This is a genomic window from Pseudovibrio sp. Tun.PSC04-5.I4, assembly GCF_900104145.1.
Classification (GTDB): domain Bacteria; phylum Pseudomonadota; class Alphaproteobacteria; order Rhizobiales; family Stappiaceae; genus Pseudovibrio.
Genome location: NZ_FNLB01000001.1, coordinates 201,891 through 223,528, shown reverse-complemented (window position 1 = coordinate 223,528; position 21,638 = coordinate 201,891). Strand labels below are relative to the sequence as shown.

Here is a 21,638-nt window from a genome sequence, read left to right as displayed (position 1 = left end):
ATCAGATAAACCGCTTTTCTTTCAGGAAGTTAAAGACCGTATCAATGCCGTTTTTATCGTTGAGGAGCTCAAGCCGTGGCCCACTCTCAAACTTTCTTGTGTAGGCTCGGGCGACTTTGGTTTGCGACCCTTTGAGGCCGACTTCGGTCTTGCTGAACCCCAAATCTTCATTGCTCAGGCAAATCAGTTTCTGTGAGACGTCATTATCCCGGTTCTTGTAACGGGCAAAAGGAAGTCGATAGCCGCTCTTTCGCGTAAAGCTCAGGACAGCTGGCATATCCAGCTCATAGGATGTCAGGGATTTATCATCTTCAACTTCAACCAGTGCGCTGGACGTCCCAAACGCGTCCTCATCAACTCTGGTGATGCAGGAAAGCTGACTGTGCCCCAAAAGCTCCGCGATCTGTGGTGGTACATGGGATGTGTCGCCATCAGCGGCATGACTGCCCGTTAAGATACAATCGTAGTCGGCTGAGGCGAGGTACCTCCCTAAAATCCTGCTCGTAACCCAGGTATCGCTACCGGCGTATAATTTGTCGGAGATGATGGTTCCTCGGTCGACACCAACACGAAGGATATCTTCGAGCAATGGAGTGATCGATTTAGGCCCCATAGTGAGCACTTCGATGAACATATCAGGATGTTTCTTCTTCATCTTAAGCGCAAACCCAATGGCGCACTCATCGTCCGGGTTAATTTTTAACCGGCTACTCTCCCGGATGAGGACATGCTTCTCATGGTCATATTCAAAGCCATCCACATCCGGAACAAATTTTACGACACAGATTAGTTTCATCAGCTTTCTAGTACCGGTTTCAGCTCAGCTTCAGCTTCAACTTCACTGTTCAACTTGAGATGGACCAGAGCCAGTATGCCACCGAGCACACCAAACCCGGCACTCACGATGAAGTAGGCATTGTATCCACCAGTCGCACCAAAGACGTTCCACAAGTAGGAATTCAGCTGTGGCAGGATGATATCCGGAAGGTAACCCATGAAGGAGATCACCCCGATGGCTGTACCCATCATCACCGCATCAATCTGACATCTGCCCAGCAAAGACCAGTAAGTGCCCCGGATTGCATAAAGGAAAGCACCAAGTGCAACGATGATAACGAACAACAACGGTTTTGAGTCGAGCGGCATGATTGCGACGATCACCAGCAAGGTGGAAGACCCGAGTACGGCACCGCAGATCGTTTTTGCGCGCCCAATACGGTCGGCAAGATAACCACCAATGAAACCACCTACAGGACGCATCCACAAGACAACAGTCATGACAATGCCGACCGTAACAGCGTCAACACCAGCGTTTGTCTGCATGAACCCACCAAGGTAGTAAACAGTCCAGAAAACCGCATAGCCCATGAAGATAATGCTACCCATGAGGAACACGTTTTTGTTCTTCAGGAGTTTGGCGACATCGCGAAGCTGGAATTTTTCTGCTTCAGAACGGTCACCGCTACCTTCAGCGTGACGCGCCAGATTTTCTTCGCTTTCAACAAAGATGATGATGAGAACGGCAGCTGCAAGCACGATAGCGGAATAAAGATTGATAACAGAAACAAGCGCAGAAGACTTATCGACAAGGAGTTCGCTTGAGCCAAGAACAGCAGCAAAAACAGCAAGACCGATCGTGCCCATGAGAGCTTCAACAACACCGCGACCACCGTCGAGAATACCAAAGAAACGCCCCTCTTCAGAGGTTCTGGCAAGCATCTTCACAATCTTCATATGAGAGCTCCAGAATGTGAAGACTGCGAAGAAACCCCAAAGCAAGAAAATTATCCGGACCTGCGATTGGTCAGGCACCGTACCGAACCAGAAACCACAGATTGCCGTACCTATCAGTGAGATGGAGATGAGCCATTTGGCAGAAAACTTATCGCTAAGCAGGCCGCTGGGAATGTAACCAAAGACAAAAGCCAGGCCCAAAACAGAATAGAAATTATTTAAATCAGGAAGTGCCAGATTGAACACTTCGAGAATAGTTTCCTGATAATTCGTTCTGAGATAGATGACCGGGTAAATGGCCCCCGCGGCAATCACGATCAGAAAGAACTGAAAATAACGTTTCAAGTTATCCTTGTGCATAGATATCCTCCCAGATATTGGATTTGAAGTAGACTGGCAGGAAGCTCTGCGCTCCCAAGTTTCCTGCCAGTGCCCTTAGTGATGTGCTCATTCCTAGGAATCTGTCTCCTGCTGGTAGATGTATTTTTTCATCTCATCCTGCGGGTAGATTGTTCCGTAATTCATGATGCCTTTCGGATCGAAGGCTTCTTTGAGTTTTTCGAGCATGTAGTAAGCGGAACCGTGCTCTGCACCAGTCCACTCACTCCGGAATTTGCCGATGCCGTGGTGGTGACACATGGAACCGCCATGCTTAAGGGTCTCTTCCACAATGATCTTCTGGATAGGATGGTGGTAGGTGATCAACTCATCTTCCGGCTCGCAGTGGATCTTGTAGTTGTACACGAAGTACATATTGGTGCCGTTGAGGTAACTATGGGAGGAGTGACCGCCCAACATAGTGATGTCCTCAGCCCGTTCAAATTCGGAACGCACCCGTTCTATGACATTCTTGTAGATGATCGGGATGGTTTTCCAATCCGCAGAGATCTCAGTTGTGTACCCTGCGTGGGAATTGCCCTGACGCATTTCCTCAAATTCATCATCGATGTCCTGCTGCGACCAATTCAGGTTGTTAAACCAACCTTCAATCAGTGAGCTGTCCACCTGCTTCTCGATACCGTCCTCGAACTTTTTGACGGCCTCTTCGATGGCTTCTCCGGTGGCCTTAACGATGCCCTCTGGACCTTCTGCCATGAACAGCACAATGCACTTGCCCTCATGGAAATGGTAGAAATGTTGAGCTGCATCTTCCTCGGAATAGGCGCGGGCAACGGATGGGCGGAATCCATTGACCATAACTTCACGAAGGATCTTGATACCGGTTTCGATGTCTTTGGTCAGGTAACCGTAGAACTTGTTGTTTTCGCCATAGTACTTGAAGATCTTGACGGTGACCTCGGTGATGTAACAAAGTGCGCCTTCGTTACCAATGACAATGTGCCGGATGTCTGGGCCACCAGCGCGACGTGAAACATTTTTAATTCGGGAGATATGACCGTCTGGGAACACACATTCCAGACCAACAACCATGTCTTCAATCCCACCGTAGAGAGTTGAAAACTGACCAATGCTCCGGGTCGCGACCAGACCGCCGTATTTGGCAACAGGCTTGGACTGAGGTGAATGACCTGTGGTGTAACCAATCTTGCGTAACTCGTCTTCAAGCTCCTGCAAGAGAACACCAGCCTGCACTGTAACCTGGCTGTTGTATGGATCGATTTTTATGATTTTGTCCAGGTGCAGCGTATCAACAACGAGGGTGGTTTCTTTCCAGTTCTCAAGTCCGCCCTCTGTCGCGGTCATGCCAGCGCGGGGGATCACATTGATGCTGTTGTCATTGCAGAACTTTAATAGCTCACTGACTTCCTCAGCACTCTTTGGGTAGACGATAGCTATCGGTGCTGGAACGTCCAAGACCTTCCTTGCCTTGGCATATTTCTTATACCTGTCCGCAGAAGCCTCATACAGATCCTCCTCATTCGTATTGATCTGATCTGGGGCTATGATTTTCGCTAAATGGTCCAAAACAGTCTTAGAATCCAAGTCTCTTACTCCCGCACGAATTGGAAAATTTCTTCAATGTGTGAAGAACGGTACTGAAGGATTGCGATTCAATCAAGAATTAATGGAAGATTTTCCTATTTATTGCACATAAATATTGTTTAATGGAAAATTTTCCATTATTGAATTGGAAAATTTTCCACCTCCTCTGTGCTATTGATCGGTTTCCTGCTAATCTCATCGCCAATTGCAATTTGGAATTTTTCATGATCAAAATTGACTTCGATGCTTTGAACCCGCTGGAACTGAGGATTCATTCGTCTCTCTCAGAGCACAGCAAGACAGTCGACACCATTCGCATCGCTGAAGCTGCAAATTTGTGCGACTGTTCAGTCTCCAAGATATCCAAGTTTGCCAAGAAACTCGGCTTCAGCAACTACAAGCAGTATCTTGATTTTCTGTATGGGAAAAAATTACCTGAGACGAACCATTCTTCCGAATTGACCCGGCTTCAGCATTTCATAGAGGGCTTTGACAGCACAAAAGTAAGCGAGATCGCCGAACTGATAAATGCAAGCGACAAGCTTGTGCTCCTGGGGTATGGGCCGTCGTATCTGTGTGCACAGTATTTTGAATACAAGCTTAAGGTCTGCACTAACAAAGTTACGATAGCGGTCCCGGACGAGCTATCTGCATTTTCCATGACCGATGAAAAAACTCTACTGCTCATCTTTACAGTGACCGGTACTTTCAAGTCCTTCGAGGAAATCTACCAGAACACAAAAGAGAAGGGCGGAGATGTGGCAATCATTGTTGAAGAGTACAATCCATCGATCGTAAAGCAATTTGATAAGATCTTTTGTTTGACCAATGACACCCAACCAAGTGATTTACGACCTTATGAAAAGACCAGGACCCTCTTTTTCATTTTTATGGAAGAAGTTATTCGGGAGCTGATGAGACAACGAACCACTAAGACATTGCCTTGAAGGGCGCTGTTGCACAATTCCACCTTGGCCCCTTCATTACATAGCCGTAATTGGGGTGTTGCGTGAAGATTGGTTCCGCGGGCGTCTCAACAAAGGGTCAGACGCTGGAAAGTCAGTTGTCCAGGTCGGACGAAGCCGGTTGCGAACTGTTTTTTGAAGAAAAAATCTCTAGGGTGACGAAAAGCGTTTAGCACATCGCTGCGCCTTACTCCGCTGAAAGGTCGGTCATATCACCGCCAAGGGCAACAGCAACATCTTTAGATCGTTGAGGCACTTGCTCTGCGTTGAACTCACCAACCAGAGGCAGCAGGATCGCATTACATACGCCATGGGGCAGATTATGGGTGTTGCCACGTTAAGTTGGATTTAGTCGGAGCTGAAGTCATGCTACAGAAGCAACGGCCCAGATTGGTGCCAAAGTTAGCGTTATAGCACCTTGAGGCACCTCCAATTTTCGGACAAGGTTGTCGCCTTCGTTGAGAAAGCCTATCCTTGCTGGGTTGTGTCGCAAATTTGTGTTTGCACGTAGTCTTTCAGAAGACAAGAATATCAGAGCTAACTATGTTATCTAATTGATTTCATACTACCTAGTGCAGCGGCAATTTATGAACATTCCTTCAAACAGACTCTACCAATCCATTGGCGAAACGTTGAAAAGCAGAATTGCGAGTGGAGAATATCCCGTTGGCGGGAAGTTGCCGCCAGAACGAGTGATTGGGCAGGAGTTGGGCATTAGCCGTACTGTGGTGCGTGAAGCCATCATAATGCTGGAAATTGAAGGCATCGTTTCCGTTCGCAAGGGCTCTGGAATTCATATCATCGCTGATCACTCCAGTTCAGCTAAGCCAGTAACAGGTGAGGCGGAGAAGGCTCTTCGTCATCTCATCGAGGGCCTTCAGGAAACTGGACCTTTCGAAATGTTGGAAGCTCGTCAGCAGGTGGAGTGCTTGATTGTCGAACTTGCTGCGGTTTATGCAACGCCTGAGGATCTTGAAGCGCTCAAAGATATCCAGAAATCAGCGGCTTCAGAAGACCAAGCCCGCGATTCTGAATGGGATAAAGAGTTTCATATTCAGTTGGCTCGTTCATCAGGGAACCCAGTGCTTACGTTATTGGTTGAGTTTCTCTGGCATGGCCGAAAGAAGAACCCGCTTTGGATGAATTTGCACAAGCACATCGAAGTCAAAGATCTGAACAGCTGGTATAAGGAACACCAGGAAATCGTTGAGGCAATTGGCGCTCGTAACCCCAAGCGGGCTTATAACGCAATGTGGAATCATATTGAGAGCACGAAAAATGCACTTTATAATGCTTCGTCTGCATTGGATGAATGAAATTAATCCTCTCCAAGCTTTAAGCCGTTGAATGACATGGGTGGGTGGATCGTAAAGGTCATCTACTTTGCCGTTTGCAGCATTGTACCCGGTTCAATGATTCAAGAATTGGTATAACAAAAACTTCCATAACTGAAAATTGTGACTGCACGCGGTTCCACAACAACGCAACGCCGCTGAGCTGTGCCTGCGACAATATTGTGCGTTAATCGTGTTATCTTATTGATTTTGTAGAATTTTTACTAAGTTAGTAGGAGTTCTTACTTAACGCTATCCAATTCATCTGCGCTCAATCCATACAACTCTGATTTGCTAATTCAAAATAATTGGTATAACAACTTTTAGTGCCAAGTTCTTTGGACGGAACTAGTGCATCGGGAAATCTAAACTGTCTAATTCGTATCGGAGGTTTTGGTAGAACAAATTTTCATCATGAATATGCACTGTGTTGGGCTGCTTCAAATCAATACGACACTGCATTTTTCGGGTTGAAAGTGGGTCTGCTGAAGATTGGGATCACATGACCAAAAAATATTCAATGCTCGCTCTCGGCCTGATTGTTGCACTACCTGCTGCACTGTCATCAGTTTCTGCTTTTGCGCTGGAAGCAGTCACACTGCGTCTCGCACACAACCTTGACCCTAGCCATGTTGTTGCACAGACACTTGATAAAATGGCTGCTGACATGAAGGAATTGTCCGGCGGCAAAATGAAGCTGCGCATCTACCCAGGTGGACAGATGGGTGGCCCCCGCGAAACGCTGGAAATGCTTCAGCAGGGTGCGCTGGACATGACCAAAGGTTCTGCCAGTGAAATGGAAGCTTTTGAGAGCGCATTCTCGGTTTTCAGCATGCCTTACTTGTTCCGTTCCCAAGAGCATTTCAATCAGGTTCTCTTTGGAGAAATTGGTCGCGAATTAATGCAGTTGCCTAAGGAAAAGGGCTTCCTTCCGATCGCTGGATACGTTGCTGGTGAGCGTAGTTTCTACGCTGGTAAACCAATTCAGTCTCCTGCCGATATGAAGGGCATGAAAATCCGCGTTGTTTCCACGCCAACAACCAATAAGATGATTGAGCTTCTTGGCGGTTCTCCTGCGCCGATCTCTTTTGGTGAAGTCTACACCGCTCTGCAACAGGGCGTTATTGATGGTGCTGAAAACAATGAGCCATCCTACTACCAGACCCGCCATGTTGAAGTTGCAAAACATTACTCCGAGGATCGTCACACCTCTGTGCCGGATTACCTCGTGATTGCAACCCAGACATGGGAAGCTCTTTCTGAAGAACAGCGTGAAATCCTCATGAAAACCGCTGAGATGTCAGAAAAATTCGAGCAGGTGCTTTGGGAAAAGGAAGTTGCGAACTCTCGCAAGAAAGCAGCTGAGTCTGGCGCAACCTTCTACAAAGTTGATAAAACTGCGTTCCGTGAAGCATTGCAGCCAATTTACGATGACGCCAAAAAAGATCCAAAAAAATACTCATGGATCGAGCGCATCGAAGCTGTAGGCAAATAGTCTCGCGAAAATATGGGGGGGGAGGCATTGCGTCCCTCCTTTTTCTGGCAGCGACACTTGAGTTGCCTCATGTTTGCCTTCGTTTTGGAGAGGCGTCATGCTTCCAAATAAACTCAAAAAATTCATAGACCTAGTCATTGCTGCTTTCAGCGTGTCGGTTATGGCGTTGCTGGTGGTTTGCGTTACCTGGCAAGTCGTAAGCCGTTATGTCCTTGGACAGCCAAGCACCTCTACTGATGAAATCGCCCGATTTGCTATGATCTGGGTCGGCCTCTTGGGTGGTGCATATTGTGTAGGTGCACAACGTCATTTGGCGATTGATCTCTTCACTGGTCAGCTGACAGGTCGCAAAAAACTGCTGTGTGTCGCCTACACCAATTTGGTCGTTGGTGGATTTGCGGCAGCGACGATGATCTTCGGTGGAATGCGTCTTCTCTTGAAAGTTCAAGCCACTGGTCAACTCTCTCCAGCTATGCTTTTACCAATGGAATACATCTATATGGTGCTGCCGCTCAGTGGGACGGTGATTGTGATTTATTCTCTTCACTTTACTGTAGAAGCTCTTCGCACCTTATTCAGTTCAGCGCAAAAAGCAGGCGCACCTGAACTCTCCCATGATCTCAAACAGGATGGAGCTGCGTGATGGAGTGGTATGTAGCATTCGCTCTCTTTGGGTCCTTTTTCTTCCTCGTGTTTACTGGCGTACCTATCGCATTCTCACTTGGTGTTTCCGCCATCGTTGCTGGTGCAATGATGATGCCTATTGAAGTTATTCTTGCTGTCATCAGTCAGCGTATGGTTGCCGGATTGGATAGTTTCGCTCTATTGGCGATTCCGTTCTTCATTTTGGCGGGCGTATTGATGAACAGCGGCGGAATTGCCATCCGCCTGATCAGGTTTTCGCAGATCCTTGTTGGCCGCATGCCGGGTTCTCTGGCGCACGTCAACATTATGGCGAACATGCTGTTTGGCTCCATCTCTGGTTCTGCAACAGCGGCGGCGGCGGCTGTCGGCGGCACTATGGCGCCCTTGCAGAAAGAAGCTGGCTATCATCCTGCGTACTCAGCCGCTGTGAATGTGACCTCTTGCATCACGGGCCTGCTTATTCCACCGTCTAACGTGTTGATCATTTATGCATTGACCGCCGGTGGGGTCTCTGTTGCTACGTTGTTTATGGCTGGTTATCTCCCAGGCATATTGATGGGCCTGAGCCTCATGACGGTGGGCAGCATCATTGCCAAGCGTAGAGGATATCCGGTTGCCGAAAGTCCGACCTTTAAACAGGCGTTGAAGGTGACATGGGATGCGATTCCAAGCTTGCTGCTGGTAATCATCGTTATGGGCGGTATTCTGGGTGGTGTATTTACAGCAACTGAAGCGTCTGCAATCGCGGTTGTTTATGCGTTTTTCCTTTCTGTGATTGTGTACCGTGAGATCAAACCACGTCAGCTTCCCAAGCTGTTGCTTGACGCTGTTGTTACCACGTCAATTGTCTTGGTTCTGATTGCGATCTCAATTGGCATGTCCTGGGTTATGACCCGCGCAGACATCCCTTACATGATCACTGACGCGCTGCTCGCAGTTTCGGAAAACCCATTTGTTATTCTGCTGATTATCAACGTGATCCTGCTCATTGTAGGTGTGTTCATGGATATGACGCCAGCGGTTCTGATCTTCACGCCAATCTTCTTGCCAATCGCTAAGAGTCTCGGCATGGATCCGGTCCACTTCGGTATCATGCTGGTTGCCAACCTCTGTATTGGCCTCTGCACTCCACCTGTTGGGGCTGCTCTTTTCGTCGGGTGCTCTGTCTCAGGTGTCAAACTGCACGAGATGATCCGGCCAATGCTACCTTTCTTTGGCGCCTTGTTGGTTGCACTTATGGCGATCATCTACATCCCTGAGCTCTCGCTCTTCCTACCAAATTTGTTTGGTATGCACTAACCAGCACGAGGGGTGTGCAAACACCCTTCGTCTCCCCCTAGAAGTTAAACAATAACGCCCGTGCACAAAGCACGCAGAGCCAAGGTCTGGAGTCGCCGTGAGATCACACATGCAAATTCATCGCGATGACACTGTTCTTATCGCGCTAAAACCATTCAAGAAGAATGAGGTTGTTGAGGGAGTTCGACTGCTTCAGGATATCCCCGCGGGTCATAAAATTGCGCTCAATAACATTGCCCAGGGTGACCACGTAATAAAGTACGGAGCCTCTATTGGTAAGGCTCGCACCGCAATAAGGTGCGGGGAGCATATTCACTCTCACAACTTGAAAACCGGTTTGGGCACCGATGAGATTTACACTTATTCCGGCACACCAGAGCGCCTTAAAACTGAGCAGGAAATCCCCCAAATACAAGCCTATGAGCGGGCCAATGGTGATATCGGTATCCGCAATGATCTCTGGATCGTTCCCCTTGTAGGGTGCGTAAATGGGATAGCTCATTCCGTTGCTCGTCAGTTTGAAGGAACGGAAACCCTTCCTGAGGGCACACAGGTCACTGTGCTGGCTCATCCTTTTGGTTGCTCCCAGTTGGGAGATGACCACATCAACACCCGCACTATCCTGCAAAATCTGGTGATGCACCCAAATGCTGGTGGTGTGCTTGTGATGGGGTTGGGGTGTGAGAACAACACACTCAAAGAGTTTTTGGATGGGCTCGATATGCCTGATCCATCCCGGCTGCGTTGCATGATAGCGCAGGATACTGATAATGAGTTTGAGACTGCCTATCGTCATCTGCAAGACCTCGCCAAGAACCTGAAGTCTGACAAGCGTGTACCAGTTGGCGTCAATCGCCTGCGTGTGGGTTTGAAATGTGGTGGCTCCGATGGGTTTTCAGGTATCACCGCCAACCCCTTGCTGGGGGCATTCTCAGATTGGCTCTGTAGCAGGGGAGGCACCACCGTATTAACGGAGGTGCCAGAGATGTTTGGTGCTGAGCGCATCCTCATGGCGCGGGCAGAGAACCAATCGGTGTTTGCGGACATTGTTTCTCTGATCAATGATTTCAAGCAGTACTTCATCGACCACAATCAACCAATCTACGAAAATCCGTCTCCTGGGAACAAGGATGGCGGCATTACGACATTGGAAGAGAAGTCACTCGGCTGCACGCAAAAAGCTGGAACGGCTATCGTGACGGACGTTCTGCGCTATCAGGGCCGTCTGACCAAGTCCGGCCTGAATTTGCTTGAAGCTCCTGGCAATGACGGAACAGCAATCACCTCTCTCGCAGCTACGGGTTGTCATTTGGTGCTGTTTACAACAGGTCGCGGCAATCCTCTCGGGACGGTCATCCCAACAGTGAAAGTGGCTTCTAACTCCGAGTTGGCTGATAGAAAAAAACATTGGATCGATTTTTCTGCTGGTGCGTTGGTGCAGGAAGATACGGACAAGGATTTGGTTTCAAATAATTTTGCCAGTTACTTGATGGATGTGGCCAGTGGCCGAAAAACATTGAATGAGATCAATCGCATGCAAGAGATCGTAATTTTCAAAACCGGCGTTACGCTTTAACCAAACTGGCTACGATAAAATATAGGGAGAAAACCATGAAGCGCATTTCAGCTGAGATTCTGGGCGGGCGGCCCCGTCCAACAGAACGCGTGATTCAGTTTGGTGAAGGCAATTTTCTTCGGGCCTTTATGGACTGGAAAATTGACCACATGAACGAAATGGCGGGAACTGATTTCGGGGTTGTGGTTGTTCGCCCTATTGATGGTGGCATTCCCTTCTCCCTCAATGACTCCGATGGCGTATACACCGCGATCACCCGCGGTGTGGATGCAAAGGGGCATCCTGCTTCTGATGTAAGGCAAATCGCCTGTGTTCGCCGTGAAATCTCTGCAGCGACTGATTGGCAAGCAACACTAGAGCTTGCGCACAATACTAACTTCACAACGGTCATCTCCAATACGACAGAAGCCGGCATCACGTATATTGCAGAATGTCAATTGCAGGACGAGCCGCCAGTTTCCTTTCCTGCAAAGGTGACGCGCCTCCTGCTGGAGCGGTTTAAAAGTTGCGGAGAAGAGCTGGCGCCGGGTTTCCAGTTTCTTCCCTGTGAGTTGATCGACAAGAACGGTGACAATCTCGAAAAAACTGTTTTGCTGCATGCTCACGATTGGGGTTTGCCGACTTCCTTCATCAATTGGATTGGCGAAAACTCTGCGTTTTACAACACATTGGTTGATCGTATTGTTCCTGGATATCCGCGGGAAGAAGCTGAAGCGTTGAAAGCTGAACTTGGTTATGACGACCCATTGATGGTGACAGCAGAACTCTTCCACTTTCTAGTGATTGAGAAACGTGAGGGTCAACCAGATCTTTTGTTGCCATTGGGCGAACATGACGAGGGTACACTGATAACGGCCAATGCTGACGGATATAAAGAGCGCAAGGTGGCCATTTTGAATGGTGCTCATACTGGCTTCTGCCCGCTGGCCTTGTTGTCCGGCACCGAAATCGTGCAAACCGCAATTGAAAACTCTTCCGGCAGTGCCTTTCTAAAGGGCATGCTGGATGACGAAATTATGCCATTTCTTTCTCTGCCCGAAGCGGAGATTGTTGAATTCAGTTCTGAAGTTCTACGTCGATTTGCGAACCCCTATATCAAGCATCGCTGGCACGATATTTCGCTCAACGGAATCAGCAAATTCCAGACCCGCAATTTGCCTCGTTTTGAAAAATACCTCGCTGCAAACGGCAAGCCACCACGCCGTATGGCTCTGTCATTGGCTGCATGGCTAGCGTTCTACGCCGGCAAATTCTCACAGGCCGCTGATCTGCAGCCACGCGATTCAGATGACACGATTGCTCGGTTTGAGGCACTCAAGTCTCTGGAGCAATCCGCAGGACAAGACGCAATGATCCGTGCCTATCTGGGGGAAGAAGCGTTCTGGGGTAAATCATTGGAAAGCGATGGATTGGTGTCGTTGGTGAGGGAGGCGCTCACCTTCTTGCAGGCCGAGCCATTTAGCCTTGAACGTCTAGACCAATGGTCGGTTTTGACACTCGTATAAGTCATTTCAATTGCATAGTTTTTCAAAAAGAGACCATCACCATGACTAAGTTTTTGACGGAAGATTTCCTCCTTCATTCTGATGTGGCCCGCGAATTCTACCATGATTTCGCCAGGGATATGCCCATCATAGATTATCATTGCCATTTGCAACCGGAGCTGGTTGCAACCGATCATCAGTTCGCGAACCTTACCGAGATCTGGCTAAAGGGTGATCATTACAAATGGCGTGCAATGCGCACCAATGCGGTGGAGGAAAAGTACTGCACTGGTTCTGATGTTTCCGACCGAGAGAAATTCCAGAAATGGGCAGAAACTGTTCCGGCAACCATAGGCAATCCACTGTACCACTGGACACACCTTGAGCTGCGCCGTCCTTTTGGTATTGATGACTGCGTGTTGAATGGAGACACAGCTGAGGGCGTTTGGAACCGCACCAACGAAATGTTGGCGGCCCCCGAGTTTTCTGCTCGTTCCATAATGGAAAAGATGAATGTTCGGATGGTGGGCACCACCGACGACCCTATCGACGACCTCGCTTACCACAAAGCAGCAGCAGAGGACGCCAGCTTTAAAATTAAGATGAACCCATCTTGGCGGCCAGATAAATCCTTCCTCATCAATGCGCCATCCTATGTCGAGTACCTGTCAAAGCTTGCTGAGGTTTCTGGCGTCGAGATTTCCAGTTTTGAAGATCTTTGTTCTGCCCTTTCCAATCGGTTGGATTACTTTGCAGCACATGGTTGCACGATCTCAGATCATGCTCTGGATACAGTCGTTTACGAAGTCGCAACAAAAGTTGAGTTGAACACAGCTCTGGCAACCCGCCTTTCTGGTAAACTGGTGGGTCAGAAAGAGGCTGATGCGATTAAAACAGCCGTACTGATTTTCCTCGGTAAGGAATACGCGCGCCGTGGTTGGGCCATGCAGTATCACATTGGCGCTATGCGGAATAACAGCTCTCGGATGTTTGGATTGCTGGGACCAGATACTGGGTTCGATAGTATCAATGATGGTTTGATTGCAGACCCTTTGAGCAAACTACTGAATGCGCTCGATGAGGACGATGCCCTTCCGCGAACCATTCTGTATTGTCTGAACCCCCGTGACAATGAGGTTATCAGCGCCATGTGTGGTAACTTCCAAGGTGGCGACGTTGTGGGCAAAATTCAGTTCGGATCTGGCTGGTGGTTCAATGACCAAAAGGACGGCATGCTGCGTCAGATGGAGCAACTCTCTCAGCTGGGCTTGCTTTCCCGTTTTATCGGAATGTTGACAGATAGCCGCTCGTTCCTTTCCTACACTCGCCACGAATACTTCCGTCGCATCCTCTGCAATATGATAGGAACATGGGTCGTCGAGGGTGAAGCTCCTAATGATATAAAACTGCTAGGCCAGTTGGTTCAGGACGTCAGCTTCAACAACGCGAACCGCTATTTCGGTTTTGATCTGTAATCAAACACCGAATTGATAGATTTTCTACAATTGAGAAGTATGGGCTGATAAAAAGGGCGTTGTTGCAATATTCCCCTGATGAAGTGTATTTTCTCTGAAAATCTCTTTTTTGAAGACTTCCTTTATGCCGTTTGAACACAATGCCGACCGTCGTCACAAGGTTGCGAAAATCGAATATAAGGTGACGAACTGGTCGGAGTGTAATGAAAGCCTGCGTCGGCGTGGAGACATCACAGTCTGGGTTGAAGACAGCGTTGTCGGTGCCTGGCTCGCACCAACGAGCAACCGCCGCGGGAGACCGCCAAGTATTTAGATCTTGCCATTAAAACCTGTTTGAGTGTCAAATCCGTGTTTGGTTTAGCTTTGCGGCAGACACAAGGATTGTTCAGTCAGTGTTCGCTTTGATGGGGCTTGATTTGGCTGTTCCTGACTATAGCACCCTGTCACGTAGAGCTGGTGGGTTGTACCCTTCCAAAGTCAAATCTGAAAAGGATACTGGCGCGGCAACTCTTGTGATCGATAGCACGGGTATAGAGATGTTTGGGGCTGGTGAGTGGCAGGAAAACAAACACGGAACCAAGAAGAAACGCAGAAAACAGCACAAACTTCACCTTGGTTTGGACCTGGACACCGGCAAAATTATCTGTTCTGAACTGACAGAAGATACCGTTGGCGATCCAACTGTTGTGCCGGATTTGCTGGACCAGATAGAGGGATCGGTTGGCACGGTTCTCGGTGATGGAGCTTATGATGGCACTCCGACACGCCAGGAAATAGCTGACCGTTTTGACGGCGTTGAGGTCATCATACCGCCGCCCAAAACAGCAGTCCCCAGCCCAGAGGCTGCGACCGCTCCTACGGCCCGTGACCGAGAAATTCTTCTCATTGAGAAACATGGCAGAATAGGGTGGCAGAAGCAGACGGAGTATGGGCGGCGTTCAAGAGGCGAGACCTTGATGGGGCGCTATAAACAAATCATCGGGACAAGTTTGAAGTCCCGTAAGTTTGCGAACCAGAAGACGGAGGCCAAAATCAATGTCTCTGTCCTCAATCGGATGACAGACCTTGAACGGCCGACGTTCGAACGCGTCATTGCGAGCTGAGTTAAACGGGTAAGGCCGAGCTGTGAGCTGAACTTTCTTTCTGCAACAAGGCTGCTCAGTACCGCGTTACTTGGTTGTATTTGATTGAGTATTTTCGTCTTCAGTTTTAGCAGAGGAAGCAAGTCATTGTTGGAAGGATCGAAGCCACGGCGGTCAGAGCTAACTGCAAAAGTTGGTCGTGGGTTTCACGCAGCGTGATTTCGGTTTGCATCACTCTCGATGCCATTTGTAAAAATGACACCCTGTATTAATTTGGGCAGCTGATTTTTGCCTCTCAATTTTTTAGCGGTTCTCCGCTGCTTTGATCAGCATGATGACCATTGGCAATGCCGCCGCAGCGCGTTGTGTATGCCAAGCAGATTGGAGAAGCGTGCTGCAAGGTCTATTGTGCTGCGTCTTCCAACGTTGGTAGGTGCGCTTTGCAATGTCGCCCAGCAATTTGCTGGGCCTGCTTATCTGTCAGTTGCCACCGGTCAAACAAGCTTAGCACCGCTCGCTGCATGATCTGCACCTCGTCTCTATAAACTTGGGCCGTTTGGTGCGTTGGTCTGCTCAATGTTGCGAAGAACGGCGTGACATCTCCTGCAGAATCTGACGTGGATGCTCTGTGGCATATGGCATAATATGATAAGTTTAGCGCCATATGTCACGATTTTGTATATCTGAGAGCGGATCAACGCATCTCAACGTACGTTTTGACAGGTTCCACGCAAACCAACGCACATAGCAACGCAATCTGTTTTATGCGCGTACCGTGTATGAGGCTGTCCTACCCGTGGCTATTCAGAATTTTATGTTGGATGGGGCACAAAAAAACCGATGCAGGGCATAACCCCACACCGGCTCCTTTATAATTTGATAGAGTTAGACCTAACCCAAAAATGTCAGAATAGCTTTGGCGGTAGCTTCTGAAGATGCCGGGTTCTGGCCGGAAATCAGATTGCCGTCTACCAGAGTGAAGGATCCCCAATCAGGGCCTTTCTCATAGATTGCACCTTGTTCCTGCAGCGCATCTTCCACCAGCAAAGGTACAATATTGGTCAATTGAACAGCGTCTTCTTCCGTGTTGGAGAAGCCGGTGACCTTTTTACCTTTTACCAGAGCAGAGCCATCAGCCGCTTTCGCGTTGACCAGCGCAGCAGATGCATGACAGACAACGCCAACCGGCTTGCCTGCTGAATACAGCTTCTCAATCAAAGCGATAGAGGCAGTGTCATCAACCAGATCCCAAAGCGGGCCGTGGCCGCCAGGGTAGAAGACCGCGTCAAACTCATCAGCGGAAACACTCTCCAGCTTCACAGTGTTTGCAAGTGCCTCATTGGCTGGGCTATCTGCTTTAAAGCGGTCAGTTGCTGCTGTCTGAAAATCCGGTAGGTCGCTTTTTGGATCCAGCGGAGGCTGGCCACCAGCAGGAGAGGCCAGTGTTATTGTCGCGCCAGCATCTTTGAAAGTGTAGTAAGGGGCCGCAAATTCTTCCAGCCAGAAGCCGGTTTTCTCGCCTGTATCACCCAGCTTGTCGTGGGATGTAAGGACCATAAGCACGTTCATAGTGATCTACCTTTCAGCAGGGCAAAGGGGAGCATTCACCAGCGCCGGCGGGCACTGGTGTTCGCGATGTTCTTGTTATTAGCGTGGAGGTTAGTCGCTGATTTTTACAACGAGTTTGCCGAAGTTCTTGCCTTCAAGAAGACCTATGAATGCTTCTGGAGCATTTTCCAGACCTTCAACCATTTGTTCGCGATACTTTACTTTACCCTCTGCAATCCACTGCTGCATATCTGCTGCAAATTTTGGGTAAAGAGTTGGGAAACTATCAAAGATGATAAAGCCCTGCATGCGGATTTTCTTAACCAGCAAATTGCCCATCAGCAGGCCGATACGGTCAGGGCCGTCTGGCAAAGATGTTGCGTTGTACTGGGAAATCAATCCACACAGCGGAACCCGCGCATTGGCATTGAGCAGTGGTAGAACTGCATCAAACACAGCACCGCCAACGTTTTCAAAATAAACGTCAATTCCGGCTGGACACGCGTCTTTCAGGTCCTGTGCAAAGGTTGGTGAGTTACGGTCAAGGCAGACATCAAAGCCGAGATGCTCGACAGCGTGTTTGCACTTTTCCTCGCCGCCAGCGATACCAACAACGCGGCACCCCTTGATCTTGCCGATCTGTCCAACGGTTGCGCCAACAGGTCCGGACGCAGCTGCAACGGCGATTGTTTCACCCGGTTTAGGCTCGCCAATCTCCAGAAGACCAGCATATGCTGTAAAGCCGGGCATACCCATAATACCAAGCGCCCAAGACGGCATCGCAGGCTCTTTGCCAAGGTTGAATACCATTTGGCCATCGGAGATCGAGTAATCCTGCCAACCGCCTTGGCTAACAACCCAGTCGCCCTCGGAAAAACCTTTGAGATTTGATGACACTACAACGGAAACTGTACCGCCAACCATCGGGTCACCAATCTCAACCGGATCAGCGTATGACTTAGCATCGCTCATGCGTCCGCGCATGTATGGATCCAGAGACAGGTAAACGGTGCGCAAAAGCATCTCGCCTTCACCAGGCGTTGGAATCGCCGCTTCATTCACACGGAAATTGGCTTGGGTCGGCGCACCAACAGGGCGTTCTGCTAGAACAACTTGGCGATTTACTTCGGAATTCTGAGGCATGTAAAATTTCCTAATGTCAGAGATAAATAATTGATTTTCTATGAGTTTAGTTTGGTGTAGACGCGCACATCAACGTTGCCGCAAATGGCGTTTGAATAGGGGCAAAGATTATGAGCCGTATTTATGACGTCGTCGGCTTGCTCACGCGTCAAACCAGAAAATTCCAGATGCAGGTCGATGTCTAAAACGTAACCACCTTCAGATTTTTCAATCACGTTGCCTTCAGCTCGAACTTCTAAAGCATCAAGCGGAAATTCCTTGTGGCCGGAAACCATCTTCAAAGAATGTTCAAAGCAGGATGCATACCCAACCGCGAACAATTCTTCAGGCGTAATGCCAGGACCTTCTACACCAGGAGGCGTTACTCGGATTTTTGCAGCTTCGTCGCTCAATGGTGGAATGCCGGAGCGTCCGTTGTCTGCATCTTGTTTTGCTTCATAGAAGATTTTCATATCTTCACCTTAAATTATTAGACTGGTCGTCTATTTGTTTTGTATTTGTAGGGGTTTGATGGATTTTCTATGCAGCAGGTAACATCATTTCCGTTACGCTAAGAGCCTTTAGAAGAGACTCCTTTGTCCGTGTAAGTTTTCCGATAAGGCTCGCTCCGAGCCACATCTGGTAGAGTATCTGTGCCGTCAGCCGGGCATCCACTGTGCGGGCTATCGACCCATCGTGAATCCCCGCTTCAATGGCATCACCAAGACGCCGTTCAACCTTCGCCGTCATTTCCGCCAGCAACTCTCTCATGTCATCTGAGAAATCTGCGATTTCCGCGCTCAGCTTTACAATCAGGCAGTGTTTGGAAGCGTCCTCAGAATGTTGGTAGTTCTCCCAAAGATTCCAATACTGAAACAGCCTCTCCCTCATGTTTCCATTATCCGGAACGAACAGGGTATCCATGGCTGCCATGTATTCATCTAGGTACTGTTGAACCAATACGCAACCAAAGTGCTCTTTGGAACCAAAGTAATGGTAGAACGACCCCTTCGGCACCCCAGCGGTATTTAGCAATTCACTCAGGCCCATACTGGAGAAGCCCTGCGCAGCTATGAGCTTGCGGCCGGTCTCCAATATGTGCAGTCGTGTTGCTTCGCTCTTTTTCATCTTCATGTGGGGTGTTTTAAGTCAAAATAGACCGGTCGTCTATAAAATTCTCAAATAATCGATAACACCTTAAAAACACAGGATACTTATCGATATCTGATTAGGAATTTAAACGTCCACGCCGAACTTTCTAAGAAGCCGGTACCACCGTTTGCGAACTGAACGCTTCAATCGTGAAAGAATTGTATTGGCGCGTTTGGGTTGGAAAGGATCATCAACATGCGCCTCTCCGCCGATATGATGGCAAGCACCCGGGTCGAGGAAGGCAACCATCCAACCATCTTTCTTCATGACCATTGAGATGCGTTCTTCTGTTCCATATTGTTCATAGGGGCCGTATTGCTCCCATAAGCCCTTTTTTACCAGGCTGGGGTTGAACGAAAAACTTAGCCACTCTGGGTGAATGTCCAATGGCATCATCGCGTATTTTACGCCGTCGATCTCTTTACGAATACAATTGTCCTGAAACTTCTGCTGCAAATCAGAGATCTTCCGTACGCAAACAACACTAGCTTCAGGCTCTGCTGCCATAACTTTTTTACAGGCCGTGATTGTACTGCCTTTTTCAAAAAGCCAATCATCTTCACCATGGAATATAAGCGGAGTGTCTACATAGCTATACATCTTATCGATGGATTTCATTTGACCAAGCTGATGTTCATTTAACAGAACACAGGCTTCCGGATAATGATCCGCCATCCAGAATTTGATTTCTGTAGTATTCGCATCATCAATAACTATAAGATTGGAAATGTGTGAGTGATGGTCAGGCATAAAACTATCGATAGTTTTAGAGAGTAAATCTAAACGGCCACAACTTGTGATACACACCGTCACATTTTCTTGAATACTGCTACGTGAGTTCGCCACTATTCTGACCTTATTACTACCTATTTGAATCCTTGGTTATCACTGTTCTCCCGAAATAACAAAAAAAGGAAACGGGTATGACTGGAACTCTACCACCGATTTCTATCCTCATTCGCGCTTTCAATGAAGGCGATCGAATTGGTCGTACCCTCGAAAGTCTACAAGGATTAGGTCAAGAAATAGTGGTGATTGACTCTGGTTCAACAGATAACACTGTTGAGATTGCGGAGTCTCATGGTGCACGCGTGATGTACAACAAATGGGCTGGATTTGGCCCTCAACGCAGTTTTGGTGAACAGCAGTGCCGCTGTGACTGGGTTTTTTATATCGACGCGGATGAAGTTGTTACTCCAGAGCTTAAAGACGAAATATTGGATTTGTTCTCTGCTGGTAAACCAAAACAAGCTTGTTTTCTGGTTCGAAATACTATGGTTCTTCCAGGAGACAATCAGCCACGCTTATTTGCCGATTTCCGTAAAGTGCCGCGACTGTATAATCTAAAACATGCTCGAATTAAGTTAGATCCATCCTATGATCGAATGGACATGGATAGTGGCTATGAAATGGCCTGTTGAAGTCGCGACAGTTTCATTTTTCATTCCGGAGCTGGGGTCATACCCTATCCAAAATGAATTATACTTCTGATTTGGCTGCAGAAACGCAAAAGAAAAAGCCTTTATGGTTGTTACGTGTTCGTTTGGTAACTGAGCTACCTGTTGAAATGTTTAAATACCTTTTCGTCCGCCGGTTCGTTTTTGCAGGATGGAAGGGCTTTGCATTTGCTGCAACTCAGTCATTTTCTCGGTTCACGCGTATACTAAAGATGCTTGAGCATCGTATGCACTGACATCTTCGGTTTGGTTCAAATGCAACGTCAGGAACACCCTTCACGTTTGATTATATCAGTCTGTACGCGCGGGCGTTCTAATATGTTGCTAGATTGCATCAGCTCTATATCTCGCATTCTGCCAACGGAAGCGTTGCAGGTTGAAGTTTTAGTCTGTGATAATAACACGTTAGAGATGGACACCGCAGATAAGGCGATACTGAAAAGTGCAATAACACATACCTTTCATTATACGCACGAAGCCCGTGCAGGAATTCCTTTCGCTCGAAATGCTGCGATTGAAAAAGCCTTGACCTTATGTCCTGATTGGATCGCATTCATTGATGATGACGAACGCATTGATGATGATTGGTTAGTTTTAATCGCTGAAGCTATGAAAAAATGGCCTGCCACCGTTTATCATGGCTGGACCCAGTCTACACCAGAAGACCTGGAAGCACCCTGGGCATTCCAGGTTGCGCGTAACAAGAGAGCGGCAGGAACTAAGATGAGGAGTGCTGGTACCGATAACGTCGTATTTTGTTCTTCTTTGGTACAAACAATGCCTGCAGGTAATGGGCTTCGATTTGATGAAAATATGCGCTTCAGTGGCGGTTCAGATTTGGATTTTTTCTATAGGGTAACTGACTTGGGTCACTCAATTATTTGGGTACCAGAAGCAATTGCCAGGGAGAAAATTCCTCTGGCTAGATTGACATTTCAATATCAAATCAGAAGATCCTACTCCGTCGCAGCGGCCCAGACATACATCACGCGCAAACGATTAGGAACGCGGAGTTATGCTCGGAAAATCCTCTTTAAAGGGCTAGGTCGGTTTTTCGCCGGCATTTTTGGCCTCATCTTGGCAAGTATTACATTTCCGTTTTTAGAGATTACTGCCCGAAAATGGCTTTTGAAGTCCTCAAAGAAAATTGCTTGTGCCTTTGGTATAGTGGCGGGGTTTAATCAGAAATTGGGTAATATTTATAAGCAGATCGATGGAAGTTGAGCGTTGTTCTCCCAAATTATGGCAGCTCATGCCTTTAAACTTTCAACCATAGTGACCTACTCCTGACCTAGGACCCAACTTCCTTCCAGCGGTAAAGAAGAT

At 48.1% G+C, this 21,638-nt stretch carries 18 protein-coding genes and 1 pseudogene; 11 read left to right on the top strand and 8 right to left on the bottom strand.

Going from position 1 to position 21,638, the window contains the following annotated elements; translation table 11 throughout:
* Window position 1 precedes the first annotated feature (1 nt).
* The 3 genes from BLS62_RS01095 to BLS62_RS01085 all read right to left on the bottom strand — a co-directional run bounded on the left by BLS62_RS01095 (window position 2) and on the right by BLS62_RS01085 (window position 3,678).
* A complete protein-coding gene (locus BLS62_RS01095) occupies window positions 2-796 on the bottom strand; it encodes an electron transfer flavoprotein subunit beta/FixA family protein (protein WP_093175533.1) in 795 nt (264 codons plus the stop codon).
* Complete coding sequence (locus tag BLS62_RS01090) at window positions 796-2,094, bottom strand: MFS transporter (protein ID WP_093175529.1); 1,299 nt, start codon at window positions 2,092-2,094, stop codon at window positions 796-798. The genes BLS62_RS01095 and BLS62_RS01090 overlap by 1 nt, the downstream gene beginning before the upstream one ends.
* Window positions 2,095-2,187: 93 nt before the next feature.
* Complete coding sequence (locus tag BLS62_RS01085; protein WP_093175524.1) at window positions 2,188-3,678, bottom strand: FAD-binding oxidoreductase; 1,491 nt, start codon at window positions 3,676-3,678, stop codon at window positions 2,188-2,190.
* A 224-nt stretch (window positions 3,679-3,902) separates the two neighbouring features.
* Between BLS62_RS01085 and BLS62_RS01080 the strand changes: the two genes are divergently transcribed.
* From BLS62_RS01080 to BLS62_RS01040, 9 genes and pseudogenes are all read left to right on the top strand, one after another.
* Window positions 3,903-4,625: a MurR/RpiR family transcriptional regulator gene (locus BLS62_RS01080; RefSeq protein WP_093176880.1), complete on the top strand. Its 723-nt coding sequence runs from the start codon at window positions 3,903-3,905 to the stop codon at window positions 4,623-4,625.
* Between the two features lie 605 nt (window positions 4,626-5,230).
* The gene (locus BLS62_RS01075; RefSeq protein WP_093175521.1) at window positions 5,231-5,959 is read left to right on the top strand and encodes an FCD domain-containing protein; all 729 of its coding nucleotides are present in this window, start codon (window positions 5,231-5,233) and stop codon (window positions 5,957-5,959) included.
* A 520-nt stretch (window positions 5,960-6,479) separates the two neighbouring features.
* The gene (locus tag BLS62_RS01070; protein WP_093175516.1) at window positions 6,480-7,472 is read left to right on the top strand and encodes a TRAP transporter substrate-binding protein; all 993 of its coding nucleotides are present in this window, start codon (window positions 6,480-6,482) and stop codon (window positions 7,470-7,472) included.
* Between the two features lie 97 nt (window positions 7,473-7,569).
* The gene (locus BLS62_RS01065; RefSeq protein ID WP_093175511.1) at window positions 7,570-8,115 is read left to right on the top strand and encodes a TRAP transporter small permease; all 546 of its coding nucleotides are present in this window, start codon (window positions 7,570-7,572) and stop codon (window positions 8,113-8,115) included.
* On the top strand, window positions 8,115-9,416 hold the full coding sequence (locus BLS62_RS01060; RefSeq protein ID WP_093175506.1) for a TRAP transporter large permease: 1,302 nt from the start codon (window positions 8,115-8,117) through the stop codon (window positions 9,414-9,416). Before BLS62_RS01065 ends, BLS62_RS01060 begins: the two co-directional genes overlap by 1 nt.
* A gap of 109 nt (window positions 9,417-9,525) precedes the next feature.
* Window positions 9,526-10,992: a UxaA family hydrolase gene (locus BLS62_RS01055; protein WP_093175501.1), complete on the top strand. Its 1,467-nt coding sequence runs from the start codon at window positions 9,526-9,528 to the stop codon at window positions 10,990-10,992.
* 35 nt (window positions 10,993-11,027) lie between these two features.
* On the top strand, window positions 11,028-12,497 hold the full coding sequence (locus BLS62_RS01050; RefSeq protein ID WP_093175496.1) for a tagaturonate reductase: 1,470 nt from the start codon (window positions 11,028-11,030) through the stop codon (window positions 12,495-12,497).
* A 41-nt stretch (window positions 12,498-12,538) separates the two neighbouring features.
* Window positions 12,539-13,951, top strand: coding sequence for a glucuronate isomerase (uxaC, locus tag BLS62_RS01045; protein WP_093175490.1), 1,413 nt, complete (start codon window positions 12,539-12,541; stop codon window positions 13,949-13,951).
* A gap of 124 nt (window positions 13,952-14,075) precedes the next feature.
* Window positions 14,076-15,054, top strand: a pseudogene (locus tag BLS62_RS01040) (IS5 family transposase).
* Window positions 15,055-15,924: 870 nt separating this feature from the next.
* Here the strand turns inward: BLS62_RS01040 and BLS62_RS01030 are convergent.
* From BLS62_RS01030 to BLS62_RS01010, 5 genes are all read right to left on the bottom strand, one after another.
* On the bottom strand, window positions 15,925-16,602 hold the full coding sequence (locus tag BLS62_RS01030; protein WP_093175481.1) for a type 1 glutamine amidotransferase domain-containing protein: 678 nt from the start codon (window positions 16,600-16,602) through the stop codon (window positions 15,925-15,927).
* Window positions 16,603-16,692: 90 nt separating this feature from the next.
* Window positions 16,693-17,724, bottom strand: coding sequence for an NADP-dependent oxidoreductase (locus tag BLS62_RS01025; protein ID WP_093175476.1), 1,032 nt, complete (start codon window positions 17,722-17,724; stop codon window positions 16,693-16,695).
* Between the two features lie 38 nt (window positions 17,725-17,762).
* Entirely contained in the window at window positions 17,763-18,176 is a 414-nt protein-coding gene (locus BLS62_RS01020) for an Ohr family peroxiredoxin (RefSeq protein ID WP_093175472.1), read from the bottom strand.
* Window positions 18,177-18,243: 67 nt separating this feature from the next.
* Window positions 18,244-18,837 (bottom strand): TetR/AcrR family transcriptional regulator, encoded by a 594-nt coding sequence (locus tag BLS62_RS01015; protein WP_093175467.1) that lies wholly within the window; start codon window positions 18,835-18,837, stop codon window positions 18,244-18,246.
* A gap of 102 nt (window positions 18,838-18,939) precedes the next feature.
* Window positions 18,940-19,701, bottom strand: coding sequence for a hypothetical protein (locus BLS62_RS01010; RefSeq protein ID WP_208990630.1), 762 nt, complete (start codon window positions 19,699-19,701; stop codon window positions 18,940-18,942).
* Window positions 19,702-19,778: 77 nt separating this feature from the next.
* Between BLS62_RS01010 and BLS62_RS31550 the strand changes: the two genes are divergently transcribed.
* The gene (locus BLS62_RS31550; RefSeq protein ID WP_208990629.1) at window positions 19,779-20,276 is read left to right on the top strand and encodes a glycosyltransferase family 2 protein; all 498 of its coding nucleotides are present in this window, start codon (window positions 19,779-19,781) and stop codon (window positions 20,274-20,276) included.
* Between the two features lie 291 nt (window positions 20,277-20,567).
* Complete coding sequence (locus tag BLS62_RS01000; protein WP_093175458.1) at window positions 20,568-21,536, top strand: glycosyltransferase family 2 protein; 969 nt, start codon at window positions 20,568-20,570, stop codon at window positions 21,534-21,536.
* The last annotated feature ends 102 nt before the right edge of the window (window positions 21,537-21,638 follow it).